19 protein-coding genes are annotated in these 17,487 nt (G+C 62.3%); 12 read left to right on the forward strand and 7 right to left on the reverse strand.

Annotated elements, in window-relative coordinates:
- The first annotated feature begins 73 nt into the window (after positions 1-73).
- The 5 genes from CVU60_04665 (at position 74) to CVU60_04685 (ending at position 2,747) form a co-directional block, all read left to right on the forward strand.
- On the forward strand, positions 74-826 hold the full coding sequence (locus tag CVU60_04665; protein ID PKN42659.1) for a hypothetical protein: 753 nt from the start codon (positions 74-76) through the stop codon (positions 824-826).
- Between the two features lie 107 nt (positions 827-933).
- Positions 934-1,485, forward strand: coding sequence for an RNA polymerase sigma factor (locus tag CVU60_04670; GenBank protein PKN42818.1), 552 nt, complete (start codon positions 934-936; stop codon positions 1,483-1,485).
- On the forward strand, positions 1,482-1,850 hold the full coding sequence (locus CVU60_04675) for a hypothetical protein (protein PKN42660.1): 369 nt from the start codon (positions 1,482-1,484) through the stop codon (positions 1,848-1,850). Before CVU60_04670 ends, CVU60_04675 begins: the two co-directional genes overlap by 4 nt.
- Positions 1,825-2,082 (forward strand): hypothetical protein, encoded by a 258-nt coding sequence (locus CVU60_04680; GenBank protein PKN42661.1) that lies wholly within the window; start codon positions 1,825-1,827, stop codon positions 2,080-2,082. The genes CVU60_04675 and CVU60_04680 overlap by 26 nt, the downstream gene beginning before the upstream one ends.
- Positions 2,079-2,747, forward strand: coding sequence for a hypothetical protein (locus CVU60_04685; GenBank protein PKN42662.1), 669 nt, complete (start codon positions 2,079-2,081; stop codon positions 2,745-2,747). The genes CVU60_04680 and CVU60_04685 overlap by 4 nt, the downstream gene beginning before the upstream one ends.
- Positions 2,748-2,997: 250 nt before the next feature.
- Here CVU60_04685 and CVU60_04690 read toward each other — a convergent pair whose 3' ends face one another.
- Positions 2,998-4,101, reverse strand: a complete 1,104-nt coding sequence (locus tag CVU60_04690) for a 6-phosphofructokinase (GenBank protein ID PKN42663.1) — start codon at positions 4,099-4,101, stop codon at positions 2,998-3,000.
- Between the two features lie 381 nt (positions 4,102-4,482).
- Here CVU60_04690 and CVU60_04695 point away from each other — a divergent pair, with 381 nt between their 5' ends.
- From CVU60_04695 to CVU60_04720, 6 genes are all read left to right on the forward strand, one after another.
- Positions 4,483-5,268: a DeoR/GlpR transcriptional regulator gene (locus tag CVU60_04695; protein ID PKN42664.1), complete on the forward strand. Its 786-nt coding sequence runs from the start codon at positions 4,483-4,485 to the stop codon at positions 5,266-5,268.
- 14 nt (positions 5,269-5,282) lie between these two features.
- Positions 5,283-6,605: a serine kinase gene (locus CVU60_04700; protein ID PKN42665.1), complete on the forward strand. Its 1,323-nt coding sequence runs from the start codon at positions 5,283-5,285 to the stop codon at positions 6,603-6,605.
- A gap of 10 nt (positions 6,606-6,615) precedes the next feature.
- Complete coding sequence (locus CVU60_04705; GenBank protein PKN42666.1) at positions 6,616-7,620, forward strand: 4-hydroxythreonine-4-phosphate dehydrogenase PdxA; 1,005 nt, start codon at positions 6,616-6,618, stop codon at positions 7,618-7,620.
- Between the two features lie 86 nt (positions 7,621-7,706).
- On the forward strand, positions 7,707-8,690 hold the full coding sequence (locus CVU60_04710; GenBank protein PKN42667.1) for a C4-dicarboxylate ABC transporter substrate-binding protein: 984 nt from the start codon (positions 7,707-7,709) through the stop codon (positions 8,688-8,690).
- Positions 8,691-8,745: 55 nt separating this feature from the next.
- Positions 8,746-9,222 carry a hypothetical protein gene (locus CVU60_04715; GenBank protein PKN42668.1) on the forward strand — a complete coding sequence of 159 codons (477 nt, stop codon included), beginning with the start codon at positions 8,746-8,748 and terminating at the stop codon, positions 9,220-9,222.
- Entirely contained in the window at positions 9,223-10,509 is a 1,287-nt protein-coding gene (locus CVU60_04720) for a C4-dicarboxylate ABC transporter permease (GenBank protein PKN42669.1), read from the forward strand. It begins immediately after the preceding gene.
- Between the two features lie 98 nt (positions 10,510-10,607).
- On the opposite strand, the gene CVU60_04725 is transcribed toward CVU60_04720, so the two are convergent.
- The 4 genes from CVU60_04725 to CVU60_04740 all read right to left on the reverse strand — a co-directional run bounded on the left by CVU60_04725 (position 10,608) and on the right by CVU60_04740 (position 14,255).
- Positions 10,608-10,883 carry a DUF4242 domain-containing protein gene (locus CVU60_04725; GenBank protein PKN42670.1) on the reverse strand — a complete coding sequence of 92 codons (276 nt, stop codon included), beginning with the start codon at positions 10,881-10,883 and terminating at the stop codon, positions 10,608-10,610.
- A gap of 312 nt (positions 10,884-11,195) precedes the next feature.
- Positions 11,196-12,464, reverse strand: a complete 1,269-nt coding sequence (locus tag CVU60_04730) for an O-acetylhomoserine aminocarboxypropyltransferase (protein ID PKN42671.1) — start codon at positions 12,462-12,464, stop codon at positions 11,196-11,198.
- Positions 12,465-12,502: 38 nt separating this feature from the next.
- On the reverse strand, positions 12,503-13,099 hold the full coding sequence (gene metW / locus CVU60_04735) for a methionine biosynthesis protein MetW (GenBank protein ID PKN42819.1): 597 nt from the start codon (positions 13,097-13,099) through the stop codon (positions 12,503-12,505).
- Positions 13,100-13,121: 22 nt separating this feature from the next.
- Positions 13,122-14,255, reverse strand: coding sequence for a homoserine O-acetyltransferase (locus CVU60_04740; GenBank protein PKN42672.1), 1,134 nt, complete (start codon positions 14,253-14,255; stop codon positions 13,122-13,124).
- 150 nt (positions 14,256-14,405) lie between these two features.
- Between CVU60_04740 and CVU60_04745 the strand changes: the two genes are divergently transcribed.
- Positions 14,406-15,965, forward strand: a complete 1,560-nt coding sequence (locus tag CVU60_04745) for an FAD-dependent oxidoreductase (protein ID PKN42820.1) — start codon at positions 14,406-14,408, stop codon at positions 15,963-15,965.
- Here the strand turns inward: CVU60_04745 and CVU60_04750 are convergent.
- Together CVU60_04750 and CVU60_04755 are read right to left on the reverse strand one after the other, a co-directional pair.
- On the reverse strand, positions 15,950-16,609 hold the full coding sequence (locus CVU60_04750; protein ID PKN42673.1) for an HAD family phosphatase: 660 nt from the start codon (positions 16,607-16,609) through the stop codon (positions 15,950-15,952). The genes CVU60_04745 and CVU60_04750 overlap by 16 nt on opposite strands.
- Positions 16,606-17,460 carry a glycerophosphodiester phosphodiesterase gene (locus tag CVU60_04755; protein PKN42674.1) on the reverse strand — a complete coding sequence of 285 codons (855 nt, stop codon included), beginning with the start codon at positions 17,458-17,460 and terminating at the stop codon, positions 16,606-16,608. The genes CVU60_04750 and CVU60_04755 overlap by 4 nt, the downstream gene beginning before the upstream one ends.
- Between the last annotated feature and the right edge of the window lie 27 nt (positions 17,461-17,487).

Raw genomic sequence — 17,487 nt, forward strand, 5'->3', positions numbered from 1 at the left:
CTCCTGGCGCGTTTAGAGGGAAGAACCAGTGGATTCGAATCCGTCTTATGTTCGCAACCCTTCTGGAGGCAGTATGCAAAAAAGTACCCTCTTTCTGGTGCTCACGGCCGCGTTCCTGTCCTGGACAGTCCAGCAAACGCCGGTTTCGGCGGCTGGAGCCCAAGGCCTCGGAATATCCACAGTCATGGAAACCCTCGACACGAACCTGGACGGGGTGCTTTCCTATAACGAATTTTCCGCAGGCTTCCCTGATGTGGACCCAACCAGCGTTGATCTCGGCACGGTGGACGGGTTTGTCGACCGCAACGAACTGGAGGACGCTCATTCCGATCTCGGCATCGGACTTGGCAGAGGCCCCATGGATGCCAACAAGGACGGGGTCATTTCCATCGCGGAGTTCCAGGCGGAATATCCCGACTTCGACGTAACGACCCTGGAAACGTTCGACGATGGCGTGATGACCATGAGAGAACTTGACGCCCTTCGCGATGAAGGCATCGTGCCAGGACGCGGCCCGATCGACAAAACGGTCGCCCTTGATACCGACCTCAGCGTTACAGACGCTGACCGAGACCAGGATCGCGACCGTGACCAGGATCGCGACCGTGACCAGGATCGTGACCGCGACCAGGATCGTGACCGTGACCAGGATTGTGACGGCAAAAACGGCGGAGGCGATGGCGGAAGCAACGGCGGAGGCAACGGCGGAGACAATGGCGGAAGCAATGGCGGAGGCAATGGCGGAGGCAATGGCGGAGGCAATGGCGGAGGCAATGGCGGAGGCAATGGCGGAGGCAATGGCGGAGGCAATGGCGGAGGCAAGTAGGCGATACGACCCGTGCGGCTTCGGCCGCCCGGGTCTGATCCCGGAAATCACCGGACGAAAACAGGAACCGCGTTGCACCTAACCGCGCGCGTCTGTACAGCTTGTGCATGTCGAAAAACTCGAACCCCCTGGACGTCTTTCTCGCAACCGTCGAAGGCCGGGCCTTTTTCATGGCCCGGCTTGGAACACGATGTGATGCGGACGCTCTCGATGTCGTCCAGGACGCGATGATACGGTTCGCCAATTATTACTCGAAAAAACCGGCAGAAGAATGGAAACCCCTTTTCTACAGGGTGTTGCAGAGCAAAATAATCGACTGGCACAGACGCGAATTCGTCAGATCCAGAATCCTCGTGTTCCTGAATCCCGGCGCCTCGAGCAACAACAACCACGGTCACGAATCGTCCTGCCAACTGCCGGACCCCGACGGAGCAAGTGCCGAAGACTGCGCCGCGAGGAACATCTTCATGAAGAAACTGCGCACCTCCCTGACAGACCTGCCCCTTCGCCAGCGCCAGTCTTTTCTTCTGCGCGCCTGGGAAGGCCTGAGCGTGGCCGAAACGGCCCTGGCCATGGGATGCTCTGAAGGTTCGGTGAAGACGCACTACTCGAGGGCGCTCGCAACGCTCAAAACCCACCTGGAAGGACACGGGTCATGAACGACGATCCCATTCTCAAAACGATCTGCGATCACCTCGATGCAGCGGTAGACGCCCTCGACGAGGGGACACGCCGGCGTCTGGCGGAAATACGGGGAACGTCGCTTGACGTGGCCTCCGGCAGGGGATGGATGCGGATGCTGCAGGAGTTCATTGCCCTTTCAGGCCGACCGGTGCGCTACGCAACGGCGGGAGGAATCCTTCTGGCCCTGTTTCTCATGTTTCACGAACCCCCTGCGGACGAACGAATGGCCGTGTCCGCGCCCCTGGAACGGTTGGAACTGCTGGCCTCGGCGCAGGATGTCGAGTTCTACAGAAACCTGGAGTTCATTGCCTGGTATGCACAGACACAACGCGGGAAATGATCCCCTGAAACTCTGCCTGCTGCTCTCTGTCGCCCTGCTTCTGGGCATGGGGAAGGCGCAGGAAGCATTCGTCGGGCAATCCGAGGCGAGAACGAACGCGACTCTGAGCGATGCCCCTCCGCCGGGCCTGCTGGAATTTCTGACCACCTTCGATGTCGGCAATGCCCGGTTCGCAGATCCGGCCATGCTCGAAGCCTTTGCCCCGGAACCACTCAAGAGGCATGCGCAATGAAAACATACCTGCCAATCGGCATGATACTCCTTGTCCTGATGCTGGCCCCGCCCGCCGTCTTCTCAAAGGGCACACCCTGGTCGGAACTCGCGCCCGAGGACAGGCAGGTGCTCGTCAGACACGCAGGGCAATGGGACGGCCTCGACACGCAGCAGCAGGAGCGGCTGCTGCATGGCGCACGTATGTGGAGGTCCATGACCCCGGAGCAGCGGGACATGGCGCGAGAGCGCTTCCGGGAATGGGAAACCATGACCGAAGAGCAGAAACAGGAGACGATGGAGCGATTTGAACGCTTCCGTGCGCTTCCCCGTGAAAAACGCGACACGCTGTTTGAAGCCTGGGACGACTTCCGCAGGCTCCCCGCAGCGCGGCAGCAGGAACTGCGCAAGGCATGGCAGGGTCTCCCGCCTGAAGAAAAGCACAAGGCCCTCGACAAGGTCGTGCACGAGCCGATGCCGAATAATCCCTCACCGAAACGCGATGACGAACAGGGAGGCATGCCTGGCGGAAACGCCGGAGATGGCGGGGGTGGCGACTCCGACGGAAACGAGGGAGGAGGCCAAGGTGGAAACGGCGCAGAGAGCTCGGGTGCTAACGGCGGAGGAAGCTCGGGCGGTGGCGGTGAAGGAAGTGCGGGCGGCAACGGGAAAGGGGGAAAGAACTGACCCTCCCCTCTATCGCCTGGCCGTCACTGTGCATGAAAAAGGCCCGAGGAAATCCTGCGGGCCTTTCCGTTTTCCGGACACGGACGTCACCTGAACCTCAGTAATGGCAGGGCGGAACACAAGGGCAGAGCCCAGGCGGCAAGGCGATACGCCCCACGTCCTGCCCTGAGAATTCCACCGGCCGTTTCCATGGCCGGGCGAGTCGGGTGCGCGACCCTGCAGCAAAATCCCGGGACGTGGGAAGAAATGCTTACATGGCACCCCGTCCGAGGTTCACGCCCGTGGCCTCGGCCGTGCGGATGAGCTGGTGATCCAGGGGTACGGTGCGGCAGATCCCGGCCAGTTCGGCCAGGGGCACCAGAACGATGTCCGGGGTCTTGAGGGCGACCATGGTTCCGAACTCGCCGCGCGCGGCCGCGTCAACGGCCGCCGCGCCGAGCCGTGTGCCGAGCACCCGGTCGAAGGCCGTGGGCGAACCGCCGCGCTGGATGTGGCCCAGGACCGTGGTCCGCACCTCAAGCGGAATGCTCTCGCGAATCTGATTGGCCAGGTGAAAGCCGATGCCGCCCAGCTGCTCCACTCCCTGCAGACGCGTGGCGGCCGTGCCCTGGGTGATGCGCTCGCCGCCCTCCTCCCTGGCCCCCTCGGCCACCATGACGATGCTGAAGGGGCTGCCGCCCTGCAGCCGATGCCGGATTTTGGTCACCACGTTGTCGAGGACATATGGAATCTCGGGGATGAGGATGATGTGCGCTCCCCCGGCCAGACCCGCCTCCAGGGCGATCCACCCGGCATTGCGGCCCATGACCTCCAGAATCATGACCCGGTCGTGGCTGCGGCCCGTGGAGTGCAGCCGGTCCATGGCATCGCAGGCCACCTGCACGGCCGTCTGGAAACCAAAGGTGTAGTCAGTGCCAAAGAGATCGTTGTCGATGGTCTTCGGTATGCCGACCACGGGCAGGCCCATCTCCTGGAATTTGTGCCCCAGCTCCAGGGTGCCTTCGCCGCCGACCACAAAGAGGCAGTCGAGCTCCAGGGAACGAAAGGTGTCCATGGCCTGGCCCGAAAGATCGCGGGTCATGATCTCTCCCTTCTCGTCGAACTCGCGGTAGGCAAAGGGATTGCCCTTGTTGGTCGTGCCGAGAATGGTCCCGCCCAGGGTCAGGATATCCTTGGTATTGCGGGTGGTGAGCGGCATTGTGCGACCGAAGACGAGGCCGTCGAAACCGTCCTCGAGCCCCACCACCTCGGCGCCGTACTGGATGATGGCCGTGCGGGTCACGGCCCGGATGACGGCGTTGAGACCGGAGCAGTCGCCCCCGCCCGTCAGGATGCCTACGCGTTTCAAACCCATGCTTCCTCCTGGAACAACGATTTCTTCATGATTGCCTCCTACATCGGCAGCGCATCGCCCGTCCATCCCCGGATCGAAACCTCACCGCAAGCCAGGGCATGAGCAGATCACAACCCGGATCCGAGTCAAAACGCTCTCCAAGGAGCATGCCCCATGAAAGAAAATCACCTGCTCCATTGTCGAACTCTCGCAAATTGGCAGGTTCGAAGCTTTCCGCCAGGTCAGCAGCTCACGCAGAATGGAAGGATTCCATGATTTCAATTTGATGTGTTTTTTTGTTTGAATAATGTTGTTTTTTGTTTAAAACATATTGACCGCATCGACTTAATCTGAAAACAAAACAAAAAAGCACACCAATTCTATAAAAAATTTGAGAAAATCATGTTGCCAGCCGATCGCCGCAAGCACATCCTGGAACACATACTGACCCAGGGCAGCGCCAACACCGAGGCCCTGGCCCGTCAATATGGCGTATCGACCATGACCATACGCCGCGACCTGCGTCTTTTGGAGGAGCAACGCCGGATCCAGGTCACCCACGGAGGGGCCGTGCCTCCGAGTTTCCTGCACGAGGACCTGCCCTACGAGAGCAAGAAGGTGTCCTGCCTGAAAGCCAAGCGCGCCATCGCCAGGATCGCCGCGGAAATGGTCGAGGACAACAGCTGCATCATCCTCGACGCCGGAACCACCACCCTCGAACTTGCCTTCCTGCTACGCAACCGCCACCTCACCGTCGTCACCACCGACCTGCAGATCGCCCTCGTCCTGTCCCAGTCTCCCACCGTCACCGTGCATACCACGGGCGGCTTCGTCGAACGCATCACCGGCGCCCACGTCGGCGAGGCAGCCATGTCCTTCCTGGCCTCGGTCAACGCGACCCAGGCCTTCATCGGCACCAATGTCTGGGACGCCGCCCACGGAGTGGCCACCACCACGGCCGTCAAGCAACACCTCAAACGACGCATGATGAACAGCGCCGGGCAGAGCGTCCTGCTGGCCGATTCGAGCAAGTACGGAGTTTGCAGCACCTGGCGCGTGGCCGGGCTGGCCGATTTTTCCTGCATCATCACTGACATGGAGCTGTCCGGCGAACAACGCGAAGCCGTCAGCGCCGTCGGCGCGAAGCTGCGCCTGGCCGAAGGCGAGAAACCCGGATCCGGTAACTGAAGGCGGAGGAAACTATGTGTGAAGTGGCCGTCATCGCCGATGACCTGACCGGCGCAAATGCCACGGGTGCCCTGCTTGCCGGCAAGGGGCTCAAGGTCATTACCTGCCTGGGGCTTGAGGGTTTCGTGTCCAGCAGTTCCACGGAGTTCGACGCGGTCTGCATCAGCACGGACAGCCGCCTGATTCCGGCTTCCGCTGCCCGCGAAGCCGTGCACGCAGCGGTTTCGACCTTCATGTCCATGCGGCCCAAAGTGATCAGCAAACGCATCGACAGCACCTTGCGCGGCAATGTCGGAGCCGAAATCGAGGCGGCCCTCGAAGTCATGGGCGACGAGACCCTGGCCGTGGTGGTGCCGGTCTTTCCGGCCTCCGGGCGCATAGCCGTGGGCGGCTATCTCATCGTCAACGGCGTGCCGCTGGAAAAGACGGCCATCGCCAATGATCCGGCCACACCCGTGCACTCATCCCTTCCCGCGACCATCATCGCCGAGCAGACCACCCTGCCCATCGACCGCCTGGACCTTTCCACGGTCATGGCCGGCCCGGATGCCATCGCCGCAGCAGTCAGCGCCAGGCGCAACAACGGCGCACGCATCATTGTGGCAGACGCCGTGACCGATGCCGACATCGCTGCGATCGCCTCAGGCCTGACCCGGCTCGACTTTCCCATCCTCTCCGCAGACCCGGGCCCCTTCACTTCCGCGCTGGCCGAAGCACGCGGAGTAGGAGTCAGAAGAACGCTCGAGGACGCCGTGCTGCTGACCATCGGCAGCGCCTCGGACCCGACCTGCCGCCAGATCGAGGCCCTGCGCCTGGCCGAGTCATGCGCCCTGACGCGCATCGACTGCCGCAGGCTCGTCCTCGAAGAGACCCGAACCAAAGAAATTTCCCGCGCCGTCCGCTTCCTGCGCGACCATGCCGGCACGGCGCCAGTCCTTGGCGTTTATACAGTGGAACGCCGCGAAGACGTCTATGTGCTCGGCGAACTCGCAGAGCAAAGCGGCCTGGCCCTGCACGAAGTATCAAGCCGCATCAACTCCGGTCTGGCCGAAATCAGCGCAACCCTGCTGGGTGACCCGAATTCCCGTATTGGCGGCCTGTACACTTCCGGCGGAGAGGTGACCTTGTCCGTTGCCCGCCAACTGGGTGCTGTCGGCTTCAGCGTTCGCGACGAGGTGCTTCCCCTGGCCGTATACGGCCGTCTGGTCCAGGGAGCCTGCCACGATCTGCCCATCGTCACCAAAGGCGGATTTGTGGGGGACACCCAGAGTCTTGTGCAATGCGTGCGTTACCTCAAGACCAAGATTTCCACCCGAACCAAACTCACAACCACATAGAGGTCATATAATGTCGAAACCAATCATTTGCGTTCCCATGGGCGACCCGGCCGGTATCGGCCCCGAGATAGTGGCGGCCGCTGCCGTTTCTCCCGGCATCCTTGAAAATGCCCGCCTGGTGGTCATCGGCCACGAGCCCACCCTGCGCCAGGCTGCGAAGCTCATGAACATCGAACCGGTCTTGAACCGCATTGCCGAATCCTGCGACGACGTCCGTGAGGGAGTTGTCAATCTGATCCATCTGGACAACGTTGACCTTGCAGCACTTCGCTACGGCGAAGTCCAGGCCATGTGCGGACAGGCAGCCTTCGACTGCATCGCCCTGGCCGTAAAACTGGCCATGGACGGACGCGTTGACGCCCTGGCCACGACGCCCATCAACAAAGAGGCCCTCAAGGCCGCCGAGATAGACTACATCGGCCACACCGAGATTCTGGCCGACCTGAGTGCCAGCACCGACCCCCTGACCATGTTCCAGGTGCATGACCTGCGCGTTTTCTTTCTCACCCGCCACCTGTCCCTGGCCGACGCCTGCAAGGCCGTGACCCAGGAGCGCCTCTATTCCTACATCAAGCGCTGCACCGACGCCCTGAAACTACTGGGAGTGGACGATCCGTCCCTGGCCGTGGCCGGCTTGAACCCGCACTGCGGCGAACATGGCCTCTTCGGCGACGAGGAAGTCCGCGAAATGGAACCGGCCATCGCCCGCGCTCAGGCCGAAGGCTACCGAGTGGACGGCCCCCGCCCCGCCGACTCCGTCTTCCATTTCGCCCTCAAGGGTGCGTGGGACGCGGTTCTGTCGCTGTACCACGACCAGGGGCACATCGCGACAAAGATGGTCGACTTCGAACGAACCATCTCCTTGACCCTGGGCATGCCCTTCCTGCGTACGTCCGTGGACCACGGCACGGCCTTCGACATCGCGGGGAAAGGACAGGCCAGCAGCGTGAGCATGGTGGAAGCCATTCGACTGGCCACCCTCTACGCGCCGCGTTTCCGAAGAAATCTGGGCTGAAAGCGCCCCGCAAGCGAGTCTTGTCCGCCCCATATCGGGGTGTGGCGTATATAACCCCGCGTCAAGCGATACTTCACGGAGGAGTCATGATGAAAAAGGCAATGTGTTGGGCCCTGGCGGCCATCGTCTGCATTCTGTTTGCAGCGCCCGTTCAGGCCGAGAAAATGGTGCTTCGTGTATCCATCACCCTTGATCCGTCTTCGCACTACTACAAGGGTTTGGAGATGTTGGACAAGCTGCTCAAGGAACGCACCAACGGCGACCTGGGTCTCGAAATCTACCACTCCGCCCAGCTCGGCTCCGAGCGTGACGCCGTGGAAGGCGTGTCCCTCGGCACCTTGGAAATGACTCTGAGCTCCACGGGCCCCCTTGGCAACTTCACCAAGGACTTCATGATCTTCGACCTGCCCTTCATCATCCAGGACCGTGAAAAAGCCTATGCCTGGATGGATGGTCCCGAAGGCCAGCGCATCCTGAGTTCACTGATGAGCCAGAACATCGTCGGTCTTTCCATCTGGGAAAACGGCTTTCGTCACCTCACCAACTCCCAGCGCCCCGTGGTCAACCCTGAAGACGCCAAGGGTCTCAAGATCCGTTTGATGGAAAACCCGGTGCATCTGGCTACCTTCCGTGCCCTGGGCGCATACCCCACTCCAATGCCCTTCGGCGAACTGTTCACGGCCCTGCAGCAGAAGACCGTGGATGGCCAGGAAAACCCGCTGGTCATCATCGAGACCTCCAAGTTCTATGAAGTCCAGAACCAGCTGGCACTCTCCGGCCACTTCTATTCCCCGGCCATTCTGCTGATCAACAAAACCGTGTGGGAAGAGAAGCTGACAGACGCGCAACGCAAGATCTTCATGGAAGCCGCTGCCGAAGCCCGCGACTGGGAACGCAATTACAGCCGCGAGATGGACATGAAGCTGGCCGAAACCTTGAAGTCCCGCGGCATGAACGTGACCGAGCCCGACAAGAAGGTCTGGAAAGATGCCGTAGCCTCTGTTTACAAGGAGTTCGAAGGCACTCTCGGCAAGGACGCCATCCAGAGCCTCATCGACGCACAGAAGTAATCCTGGGGAGCGGCCCCGCGGCCGCTCCCTTTTTTTCCGCAGCAAGGAGGTCCGCGTGCGCAAGATCTTGGACAACATAGAGGAATACGCCCTGCTGGTGCTGCTACCGGCCATGGTCGTGGTGGTCCTGCTGGCCACCCTGGCCCGCTACACGGGGCTCTTTTCCATGTTCTGGGGCGAGGAACTGGCCCGGTACATCATGGTCTACCTGGCCTACATCGGCATGTCCCTGGCCATGAAGCGCGGCGCGCACATCGGGGTGACCTTCATCACGGACCAGTTCACCCATCCCGCCGCCGTGGCCTTTTTCAAGATTCTGCGCCTGCTCATCGTCCTGACCTTCTGCGGCGTCATCACCTGGTTTCTGTCCAAGATCATCGCCAATCAGATGTCTTCGGGACAGACCTCGCCATCCCTGTGGATTCCCATCTGGATCCCTTACGCAGCGGTGCCCCTGGGCATGATGCTCATGGCGTGGAGGGCTGTCGAAGCCTTCGTCATCGACTGGAAACAGTCCGGAAAGGAGGCATAAATGGGCCTCGCAATGTTTCTGACGCTTTTCGTACTGCTCTGTCTGGGCGTGCCCATCGCCGTATGCATAGGCTTCGCCTCCATCGCAGGCATGCTGGTCACCAGCCTGCCGACCAACCCCATCGTCATCGGGCAACGAATGTTCACGGCCGTGGACTCCTTCCCCTTCATGGCCATCCCCTTTTTCATGCTGGCCGGCGGTATCATGGAGCACGGCGGCATCTCGCGGCGACTGGTTCGCCTGGCCTCGACCCTGGTCGGATCCCTGCGTGGAGGCCTGGGGCTCATCACCGTGGTTGCCTCGGCTTTCTTCGGAGCCATCAGCGGCTCCAACCCGGCCACGGTGGCTGCCATAGGCGGCATCATGGCCCCATCCATGATCAAGAAGAAATACCCCGCGGATTTCGCTGCCGCCATCTGTGCGGCCAGCGGCACATTGGGCGTCATCATTCCGCCCTCCATACCCATGATCACCTACGGCGTCGTGGCCGGTGTTTCCATCGGCGACCTCTTTCTGGCCGGCATCATACCCGGACTGTTCCTGGCCCTGGTGCTCTGCATCAGTGTCTGGGCCATGGCCGCCAGGCTGAACATCCCCATGGAAAACGCCGTCTCCGGCCGCGAGGTGCTGGCCGCCTTCGGCGACGCGAGCCTGGCACTGATCATGCCCGGCATCATTCTCGGCGGCATCTACGGCGGCGTTTTCACGCCCACGGAGGCCGGCGCCGTGGCCACGGCCTACAGCCTGCTCGTCAGCGTCCTGGTTTACCGCGAGATGGACTTGGCCACCCTGCGCACGGTCATCGTCAAGGCCAGCATCAGTTCGGCCATAGTCTTCTTCGTCATCGCCACATCGCAGTCCTTTTCCTGGCTCATAAACGTGGGGCGCATCTCGCAACTCATCGCCACGACCATGCTCGGCCTGACCAGCGAACCGTTCCTGATCATGACCCTGATCAACGTACTGTTGCTCTTCCTGGGAATATTTCTGGAGACCCAGGCAATCATCCTGCTCATGGCTCCCATCCTGTTGCCGATAGCTCAAACCATCGGTCTGGACCCATTGCATCTGGGCATCATCATCGTGGTCAACACCTCCATCGGCATGATCACGCCGCCAATGGCAGTGAATCTGTTCGTGGCCCAGGGCATAGTGCGTGAATACGGCACCACCCTTGAGCGCATCAGCCGCAGGATCATCCCCTTCTTTCTGGCCGAACTTGTGGCGCTCCTCCTGATCAGCAACTTTCCACCCCTCTCCCTGGGATTGTTGCAGCTCATCCGTTAACGCCGAGTCCGCTCACAAAACGACAAAAGGCCTGCCGATGCATCACACCGGCAGGCCCCTTTTTTTCCGCTACCTGAAACTCTCGTTTGGTCCCGCGCCTAACCTTCGGAAGTGGTCGGATCGATGATGGTCTTGACTTCGCTTACGCTGTTGGCCGGGAAGCCGCCCTTGGTGGCATGCTCGCGCACGGCCTCCTCGCTGGGCGCGATGTACACGCAATAGATCTTGTCCGGCGTCACGAAGCTCTCCACCCACTGGATGGACGGTCCCATCTCCTGCAGCACTCCGCAGGAATGTTTGGAAATGCCTTGCAGGGTTTCGGCGGACATGCTGCCCGCGCCGGGGATCTCGCGCTCGATGATGTACTTGGGCATGAAAGGCTCCTCTGGGTTAAAAGTCCATGTTGCATGGGTGGGACAGCTTCTTGGACAAAGCCCCCCCTTGGGCCATACAAAAATGCGGCCAAAAGGAGACGGCTTCCGCAACACGTTCCAATGTCAGGCTTTTCAGCCAATCCTGCGCATCATGCACGGCATTGGAGGGCATGCGTGCGGACATTTTCTGTTTCCAAATCGAACAGATTTCATCCCGCATTTGTGTCAAAAAGAAACACGAAAGTCAGATGTACTCGCCTTTTTGACCCCGGATGCCATCGCGACCGGCCGGAGTCCTTCGATGTCCCCCTCTCATTCCAGCGCCTGATCCAGATCCGCCAGGATGTCGTCGATGTGCTCGATCCCGACGGAAAAACGGACCAGATCCGGGGAGATGCCCCCTGCAACCTGTTCCTCTTCCGAGAGCTGGGAGTGGGTGGTGCTGGCCGGATGGATCGCAAGGCTCTTGGCGTCGCCGACGTTGGCCAGGTGCGAAACCATGCGCAGACGGCCGATGAAATCCCGTCCCGCCTCAAGCCCGCCCCTGACCCCGAAAACGACCATGCCGCCGAAGCCGCGCGGAAACATGGTCCTGGCCAGCTCGTACGAAGGATCGCCCGGCAGGCCGGGATAGCGGACCCAGGAAACCTTCGGGTGCGCGGCCAGAAATTCAGCCGCCTGCAGCGCGTTCTCGCTGTGCCGCTCCATGCGCAGGGCCAGGGTTTCGAGGCCCTGCAGAAAGATCCAGCAGTTGTCCGGCGAGAGACACGCGCCGAGGTTTCTAAGGGGCACTAGGCGCATGCGCAGAATGAAGGCCAGATGATTCATCTCGCCGAGATCATGGGCGTAACGCATGCCGTGGTAGGAAGAATCCGGCTCATTGTAGAGGGCGAACTTGGGGTTGGTCCAGTCGAAGCTGCCTCCGTCGATGACAGCCCCTCCGATGGCCGTGCCGTGCCCGCCGATCCATTTGGTGAGCGAGTGCACGACGATGTCCGCCCCGTATTCCAGCGGCCGGAACAGATAGGGGGTTGTGAAGGTCGCGTCCACCACCAGCGGTAATCCGTGCTCGTGGGCAATGGCGGCCAGGGCCTCGATGTTGGCCACGTCCAGGGCCGGGTTGCCGATGACCTCGGTGAAGATGAGCCGCGTGCGTTCGTTTATGGCCGCGCGCACGGCATCCAGGTCATGGATGTCCACGAAGCGCGTGGTGATGCCGGCGTCGGGCAGGATGGAAGCGAACATGGTGTGCGTGCCGCCGTAAAGGGTCGAGGACGAGACCAGCTCATCGCCCTGGCGGCAGATGTTGATGACCGTATAATGGATGGCTGCCGTACCCGAAGCAAGGGCCAGAGCGGCCTTGCCGCCTTCGAGCTGGGCCAGGCGCGTCTCCAGGACATCCTGGGTCGGACCGCCCAGACGGGTGTAGATGTTGCCCATCTGGCGCAGGGCAAAGAGGTCGGCGGCGTGATCCGCATCCTTGAACAGATAGGCCGAGGTGCGGTGCACCGGGACGGCGCGCGAGCCCGTCGCATCCGGAGAGTAGCCGCCGTGCAGGGCCTTGGTTTCAAATCTTTGCATAATTTCTCCTTTTCGGGCCGGGCCCGGCGCGCCGCATGCTACGCGGCAGTGATCATGAAAATGCCGTAGGTTGCCAATAGATTCGGCCAGAAGCGCACTTCTCGCGCGCTGCCGTCCGCCGCCGGGTTCACGGCCAGGGAGCGGATGATGGAAAAGGGCACGGCCCGCGAATAGGCCCTGAAATCCTCCAGGCTCAAGACCCGGATGTTCGGCGTGTTGTACCACTGGTAGGGCAGCTCGGGCGTGACCGGCACGTGCCCCGAAAAGGCCATCTGCAAGCGGATCGGCAGACAGCAGAAATTGGGAAAACTGACGATGCCCCGGCGGCCGACCCGCAGCAGCTGCTGCAGAAGGGCCGTCGGTTCATAGGCCTGCTGCAGGGTCTGGGAGACCACGACATAGTCGAAGGCGTTGTCGGGAAATCCGGCGAGCTCCCTGTTGATGTCGCCGTGGATGACGGACAGGCCCTGGGCAATGCAGGACACCACCTCGTCCTCGTCATGCTCGATGCCGAGCCCGGCAACATCCTTGGTGTCCCGCAGCACGCGCAGCAGTTTCCCGTCGGCGCAGCCAAGGTCCAGCACCCGGCTGCCCGGCTCGATCCAGGAGGCGACTATGCGCAGGTCGAAGCGCAGGACCGGCAGTTCCCGGCATTGTTCAGCATCCATGCAATCCTCCCAAAAATCCCCTGACAACGGTTTCCAGCCGTTCGTCCGGCAGCAGGAACGCGTCGTGTCCCCAAGGGGCGGTTATCTCGCAGAAGCTCACATCCTTGCCCAGAGCCTTGAGCACATCGACGACCTGCCGGCTCTGATAGGTCGGATAAAGCCAGTCGGAAGTGAAGGACACCAGCTGAAATCGCGCCTGCGTCGCGGCCAGGGCGCGCCGTGCAGGACTGTCCGGGCTCGCAAGGTCGAGATCGAAATAGTCCGCGGCCTTGGTCACATAGAGAAAGGCGTTGGCGTCGAAGCGTTCCACGAACTTCCTGCCCTGATGGTGCAGGTAACTCTCGACCTGAAAATCACCCTCGAAGTTGAAGGCAAAAGAGCCCTTGCGCAGCTCGCGGCCGAACTTCACGTGCATGGATTCGTCCGAAAGGTAGGTGATGTGCCCGATCATGCGTGCCACGGCCAGGCCCAGATCCGGGCGCACGCCGTCGTAGTAGTCGCCGTTCTTCCAGTTGGGATCGCTCATGATGGACTGCCGGGCCACCTCGTTGAAGGCGATGGCCTGGGGAGAATGGCGGCTGGTCGTGGCCAGGGCCAGGATGCCGTCCATCATCTCCGGATAGGCGGCCGCCCACTGCAGGGTCTGCATGCCGCCCAAGGACCCCCCAGTCACGGCCAGGAGATGGTCGATGCCGAGATGCCGGATGAGCTCGCGCTGGGCGCGGACCATGTCGGGGATGGTCACCAGCGGGAAATCAAGGCCCCAGTAACGCCCCGTGGCCGGATTGATGGAGGACGGCCCGCAGGATCCCATGCAGCTGCCGATGACATTGGAACAGATGACGAAATAGCGGTCCGTGTCGATGGGCTTGCCTGGACCTACGTAATGCTCCCACCAGCCGGGCTTGTCGTCGCCTTCGTGATAACCGGCCACATGGGCATCGCCGGTCAGGGCATGGCAGATGAGCACGGCGTTGGAGCGCTCCGCGTTCAGGGTCCCGCAGGTTTCGTAGGCCAGGGACACGGGTCCGAACTCCACCCCGCTGTCCAGGACCATGGGCGCCGGTGGATGGGCAAAAGTGAATGATCGGGACCGAACATTGCCGACAGATGGCTGGGTCATGAAGTCTCCGTTATTGAGGCAGGGGAGCCTAGCAACTATGAAGCCCCGGCGCCGAGGTCAAGACCCTTGCCAACGCCTCCAACGTTCTGGCCCTCCCGGCGGTGCCGTGATATGAAAGTGCGCACAAGCGAAAACATCCTGGAGGCTGCCATGTTCAGATCCGATATTCTTGACCGGCTTGATACCGACACCACATGGGACATGATCATCATCGGCGGCGGCGCCACGGGCCTGGGCTGCGGCGTGGACGCGGCCGGGAGGGGCTACAGGACGCTGCTTCTGGAGGCGCACGATTTCTCGCAGGGCACGTCCAGCCGCTCCACCAAGCTGGTGCACGGCGGCGTGCGCTACCTGCAGCAGGGCAACGTGGCCCTGGTCATGGACGCCCTGCACGAACGGGGGGTGCTGCTCCGAAACGCGCCCCATCTGGTCTACAACCAGGCCTTTGTCGTGCCGGACTACAAATGGTGGGAGCGCCCCTTCTACGGCGTGGGCCTGAAACTCTACGACATGCTGGCCGGAAAACTGGGCTTTGGCCGTTCGCGCATCCTGTCGCGCTCGAAAACCCTGAACATGATCCCCAACCTCGAACCCACGGACCTGCGCGGAGGAGTCATCTACTATGACGGCCAGTTCGACGACTCCCGCCTGGCCATAACCCTGGCCAAGACCATGCAGGATCTGGGGGGGCTGCCGGTCAACCACATGGGCGTGAGCGCGCTCCTCAAGGACGGAGAAGGCCTGATAAGCGGTGTGGAGGCCCGGGACGCCCTGACCGGCAAAACCAGGCGGCTGCGGGCCAGGACCGTCATCAACGCGACCGGCGTTTTCGTCGACGACATCCTGCGCATGGACGACGTGAATGCGCCAAAACTGATCGCCCCTTCCCAGGGCATCCATCTGGTGCTCGACAAATCCTTCTCCCCCGGGGACACGGCCATCATGGTCCCGCACACGGACGACGGCCGGGTCATCTTCCTCGTGCCCTGGCACGGACGCGTGCTGGTCGGGACCACGGACGTGGCCCTGGACGCCCCGGACTATGAACCACGGCCCAGGGAAGAGGAGATCGCCTTCCTGCTTGAACACGCCGGGCGCTACCTGACCCGCGACCCGAAGCGCAGCGACATCCTGAGCATCTTCGCGGGCATCCGGCCACTGATTCGGGCCGAGGGCGAGGACAAGACGTCATCACTGTCCCGCGACCATCACCTGACCATCTCCCAGAGCGGACTGGTGACCATCGCGGGCGGCAAGTGGACCACGTACCGCAAGATGGGCGAAGACACGGTGACCCAGGCCGCGCGCTTCGCGGGCCTCCCCGCGCACTCCTGCAAGACCGAGAACCTGCCCCTGCACGGCTGGATGAACGGGCTCGATCCCCGCGACCACCTCTCGGTCTACGGCAGCGACATCGAGGAAATCCGCGAGATGATCCGCCGCGACCCGGAACTGGGCAAGCCACTGCACTACAAGCTGCCCTACCTGCGCGCCGAGGTGGTCTGGGCCGTCCGCCGCGAATGGGCCCAGACCCTGTCCGACGTGCTGCGCCATCGCACCCGGGCGCTCATCCTGGACGCTGCCGTGAGCATGGTCATCGCCAGGGACGTGGCTGAAATCATGGCCCGGGAACTGGACCAGGGCAAGGAATGGGTCGAGGAGGAGGTCAGCTCCTTCCGGGAACTGGCGAGAAATTATCTGGCAGGCTGAAAACGGCAGCGGCGGGGATCGTCCAGCACCACAAGAGTCGCGCCGGGCATGTCCACGTGGGCTCCCGGAATGACTTCGGGCCAGGCGACCGTAATCAGCCCGCCACTGGCAGCCGAGGTCACGCCCACCGTCGAATCCTCCACGGCCATGCACTCGCCCGGTGCGCACCCGGCCCGTCTGGCGGCCTCAAGGTAGGGGTCCGGCGCGGGCTTGCCGCTGGGCACATCGTTGCCGCAGACCGTGAACGCCATCAAATCCCACAGTCCCAGAACGCGCAGATTGGCCTCGATGACGGGGGCCTCGCCGTTGGACACGGCCGCCTGCGGAATCCCCAGCTCATGCAGGCGCTTCACCGCAGCCACGGGACCCGGGCGCATCATGTCGGCCCGCAGCCCCGCCATGTAGGCGCGGGCGCAATCCGCCCTGAATTCATCCTCGGTGAGCCCTGCAGGCAGACGGCTCTCCAGAATGGCCCATTTCTCCGGCATGGTCTTGCCGAGCAACTCGCCGTTAGCGGTCTCGGTCAGGGTGTAGCCCCGGGCCGCGCACCAGTCGCGAATGACTTCGTAATGCAGTTCCTCGGTGGTTATGAGCGTGCCGTCGATATCCCAGAAAACGGCTCTGGGCCGCTTGATCAATTTCATTTCATCTCCTGCCTGAATGCTTCCAGCACCGCGAGGGCCCGGGCCGGAAAGTCGGTGATTATTCCGGCCGCACCCTCGCGGGCCAGCCGGTGCATGTCTTCCTCGCGATTCACGGTGTAGACGTTGACCTCGAACCCGGCCTCGCGGAAGGCTGCGATGCGGCCCGGGTAAAGCCCCTTGATGGACGGGTTCACCGCCTCGGCCCCCAGGCTCTGCAGCCTCGCCACGATCTCCTGCGTGGAGGCGGCCATGGCCTTTTCGTCCAGGAGCAGCCCCACGGGCACTTCCGGACACAGTTTGCGGAACAATTCCAAGGAATTCTGCCGGAACGAGGAGACCAGCACCCGCTGCGCGATCCCCGATGCGCGGATCAGTCGAACAACCTCGCGCACCAGCCCGTCATCATCACCGCCGAGCATGTCCTTGATTTCGACGTTCACGGCCAGGCCACTCTCACGGGTCCAGTCCAGGGCCTCGGCCAGGGTGGGGATGGATTCTCCGGCAAAGGAGGCCAACTGCCCTGCCGCAATCTCTCCGCGCGCCACAGTGCCAAAGGGATCGCGCCGGACGAACCAGCTCCCGGCATCAAGGGAGCGAATCTGGGCCAGGGTCAGGCGGTTCACCACGTGCCGCGCCCGCACGGGCATGTCCGGCCGAAGAGCAATATCCGTCACACGGCGCAGGCCGTGATCATGGGTGACGATGATTTCACCATCAAGGGTGATGTGCACGTCCAGTTCCCAGCCAAACGCACCCTGGGCCAGAGCGGCACGGGCCGCGGCCATGGTGTTCTCGGGAGCCGCGCTGCGAGCTCCGCGATGCGCCCAGATCCTGGGCAGGGGGAAGATCATTGTTTGCTCCTTGGAGGCAGAGGGCAA

It is taken from the genome of Deltaproteobacteria bacterium HGW-Deltaproteobacteria-18, assembly GCA_002841885.1.
In the GTDB taxonomy this organism is placed as follows: domain Bacteria; phylum Desulfobacterota; class Desulfovibrionia; order Desulfovibrionales; family Desulfomicrobiaceae; genus Desulfomicrobium.

Excerpts from the sequence above, each read along its gene's own strand:
- CVU60_04740 (PKN42672.1), bottom strand. The coding sequence starts at position 14,255 with ATGACCCAGCCATCTGTCGGCAATGTTCGGTCCCGATCATTCACTTTT.
- CVU60_04670 (PKN42818.1), top strand. The coding sequence starts at position 934 with ATGTCGAAAAACTCGAACCCCCTGGACGTCTTTCTCGCAACCGTCGAA.
- CVU60_04685 (PKN42662.1), top strand. The coding sequence starts at position 2,079 with ATGAAAACATACCTGCCAATCGGCATGATACTCCTTGTCCTGATGCTG.
- CVU60_04705 (PKN42666.1), top strand. The coding sequence starts at position 6,616 with ATGTCGAAACCAATCATTTGCGTTCCCATGGGCGACCCGGCCGGTATC.
- CVU60_04725 (PKN42670.1), bottom strand. The coding sequence starts at position 10,883 with ATGCCCAAGTACATCATCGAGCGCGAGATCCCCGGCGCGGGCAGCATG.
- CVU60_04750 (PKN42673.1), bottom strand. The coding sequence starts at position 16,609 with ATGAAATTGATCAAGCGGCCCAGAGCCGTTTTCTGGGATATCGACGGC.
- CVU60_04720 (PKN42669.1), top strand. The coding sequence starts at position 9,223 with ATGGGCCTCGCAATGTTTCTGACGCTTTTCGTACTGCTCTGTCTGGGC.
- CVU60_04695 (PKN42664.1), top strand. The coding sequence starts at position 4,483 with ATGTTGCCAGCCGATCGCCGCAAGCACATCCTGGAACACATACTGACC.
- CVU60_04690 (PKN42663.1), bottom strand. The coding sequence starts at position 4,101 with ATGGGTTTGAAACGCGTAGGCATCCTGACGGGCGGGGGCGACTGCTCC.
- CVU60_04665 (PKN42659.1), top strand. The coding sequence starts at position 74 with ATGCAAAAAAGTACCCTCTTTCTGGTGCTCACGGCCGCGTTCCTGTCC.
- CVU60_04675 (PKN42660.1), top strand. The coding sequence starts at position 1,482 with ATGAACGACGATCCCATTCTCAAAACGATCTGCGATCACCTCGATGCA.
- CVU60_04710 (PKN42667.1), top strand. The coding sequence starts at position 7,707 with ATGATGAAAAAGGCAATGTGTTGGGCCCTGGCGGCCATCGTCTGCATT.
- CVU60_04700 (PKN42665.1), top strand. The coding sequence starts at position 5,283 with ATGTGTGAAGTGGCCGTCATCGCCGATGACCTGACCGGCGCAAATGCC.
- CVU60_04755 (PKN42674.1), bottom strand. The coding sequence starts at position 17,460 with ATGATCTTCCCCCTGCCCAGGATCTGGGCGCATCGCGGAGCTCGCAGC.
- CVU60_04680 (PKN42661.1), top strand. The coding sequence starts at position 1,825 with ATGCACAGACACAACGCGGGAAATGATCCCCTGAAACTCTGCCTGCTG.
- CVU60_04730 (PKN42671.1), bottom strand. The coding sequence starts at position 12,464 with ATGCAAAGATTTGAAACCAAGGCCCTGCACGGCGGCTACTCTCCGGAT.
- CVU60_04745 (PKN42820.1), top strand. The coding sequence starts at position 14,406 with ATGTTCAGATCCGATATTCTTGACCGGCTTGATACCGACACCACATGG.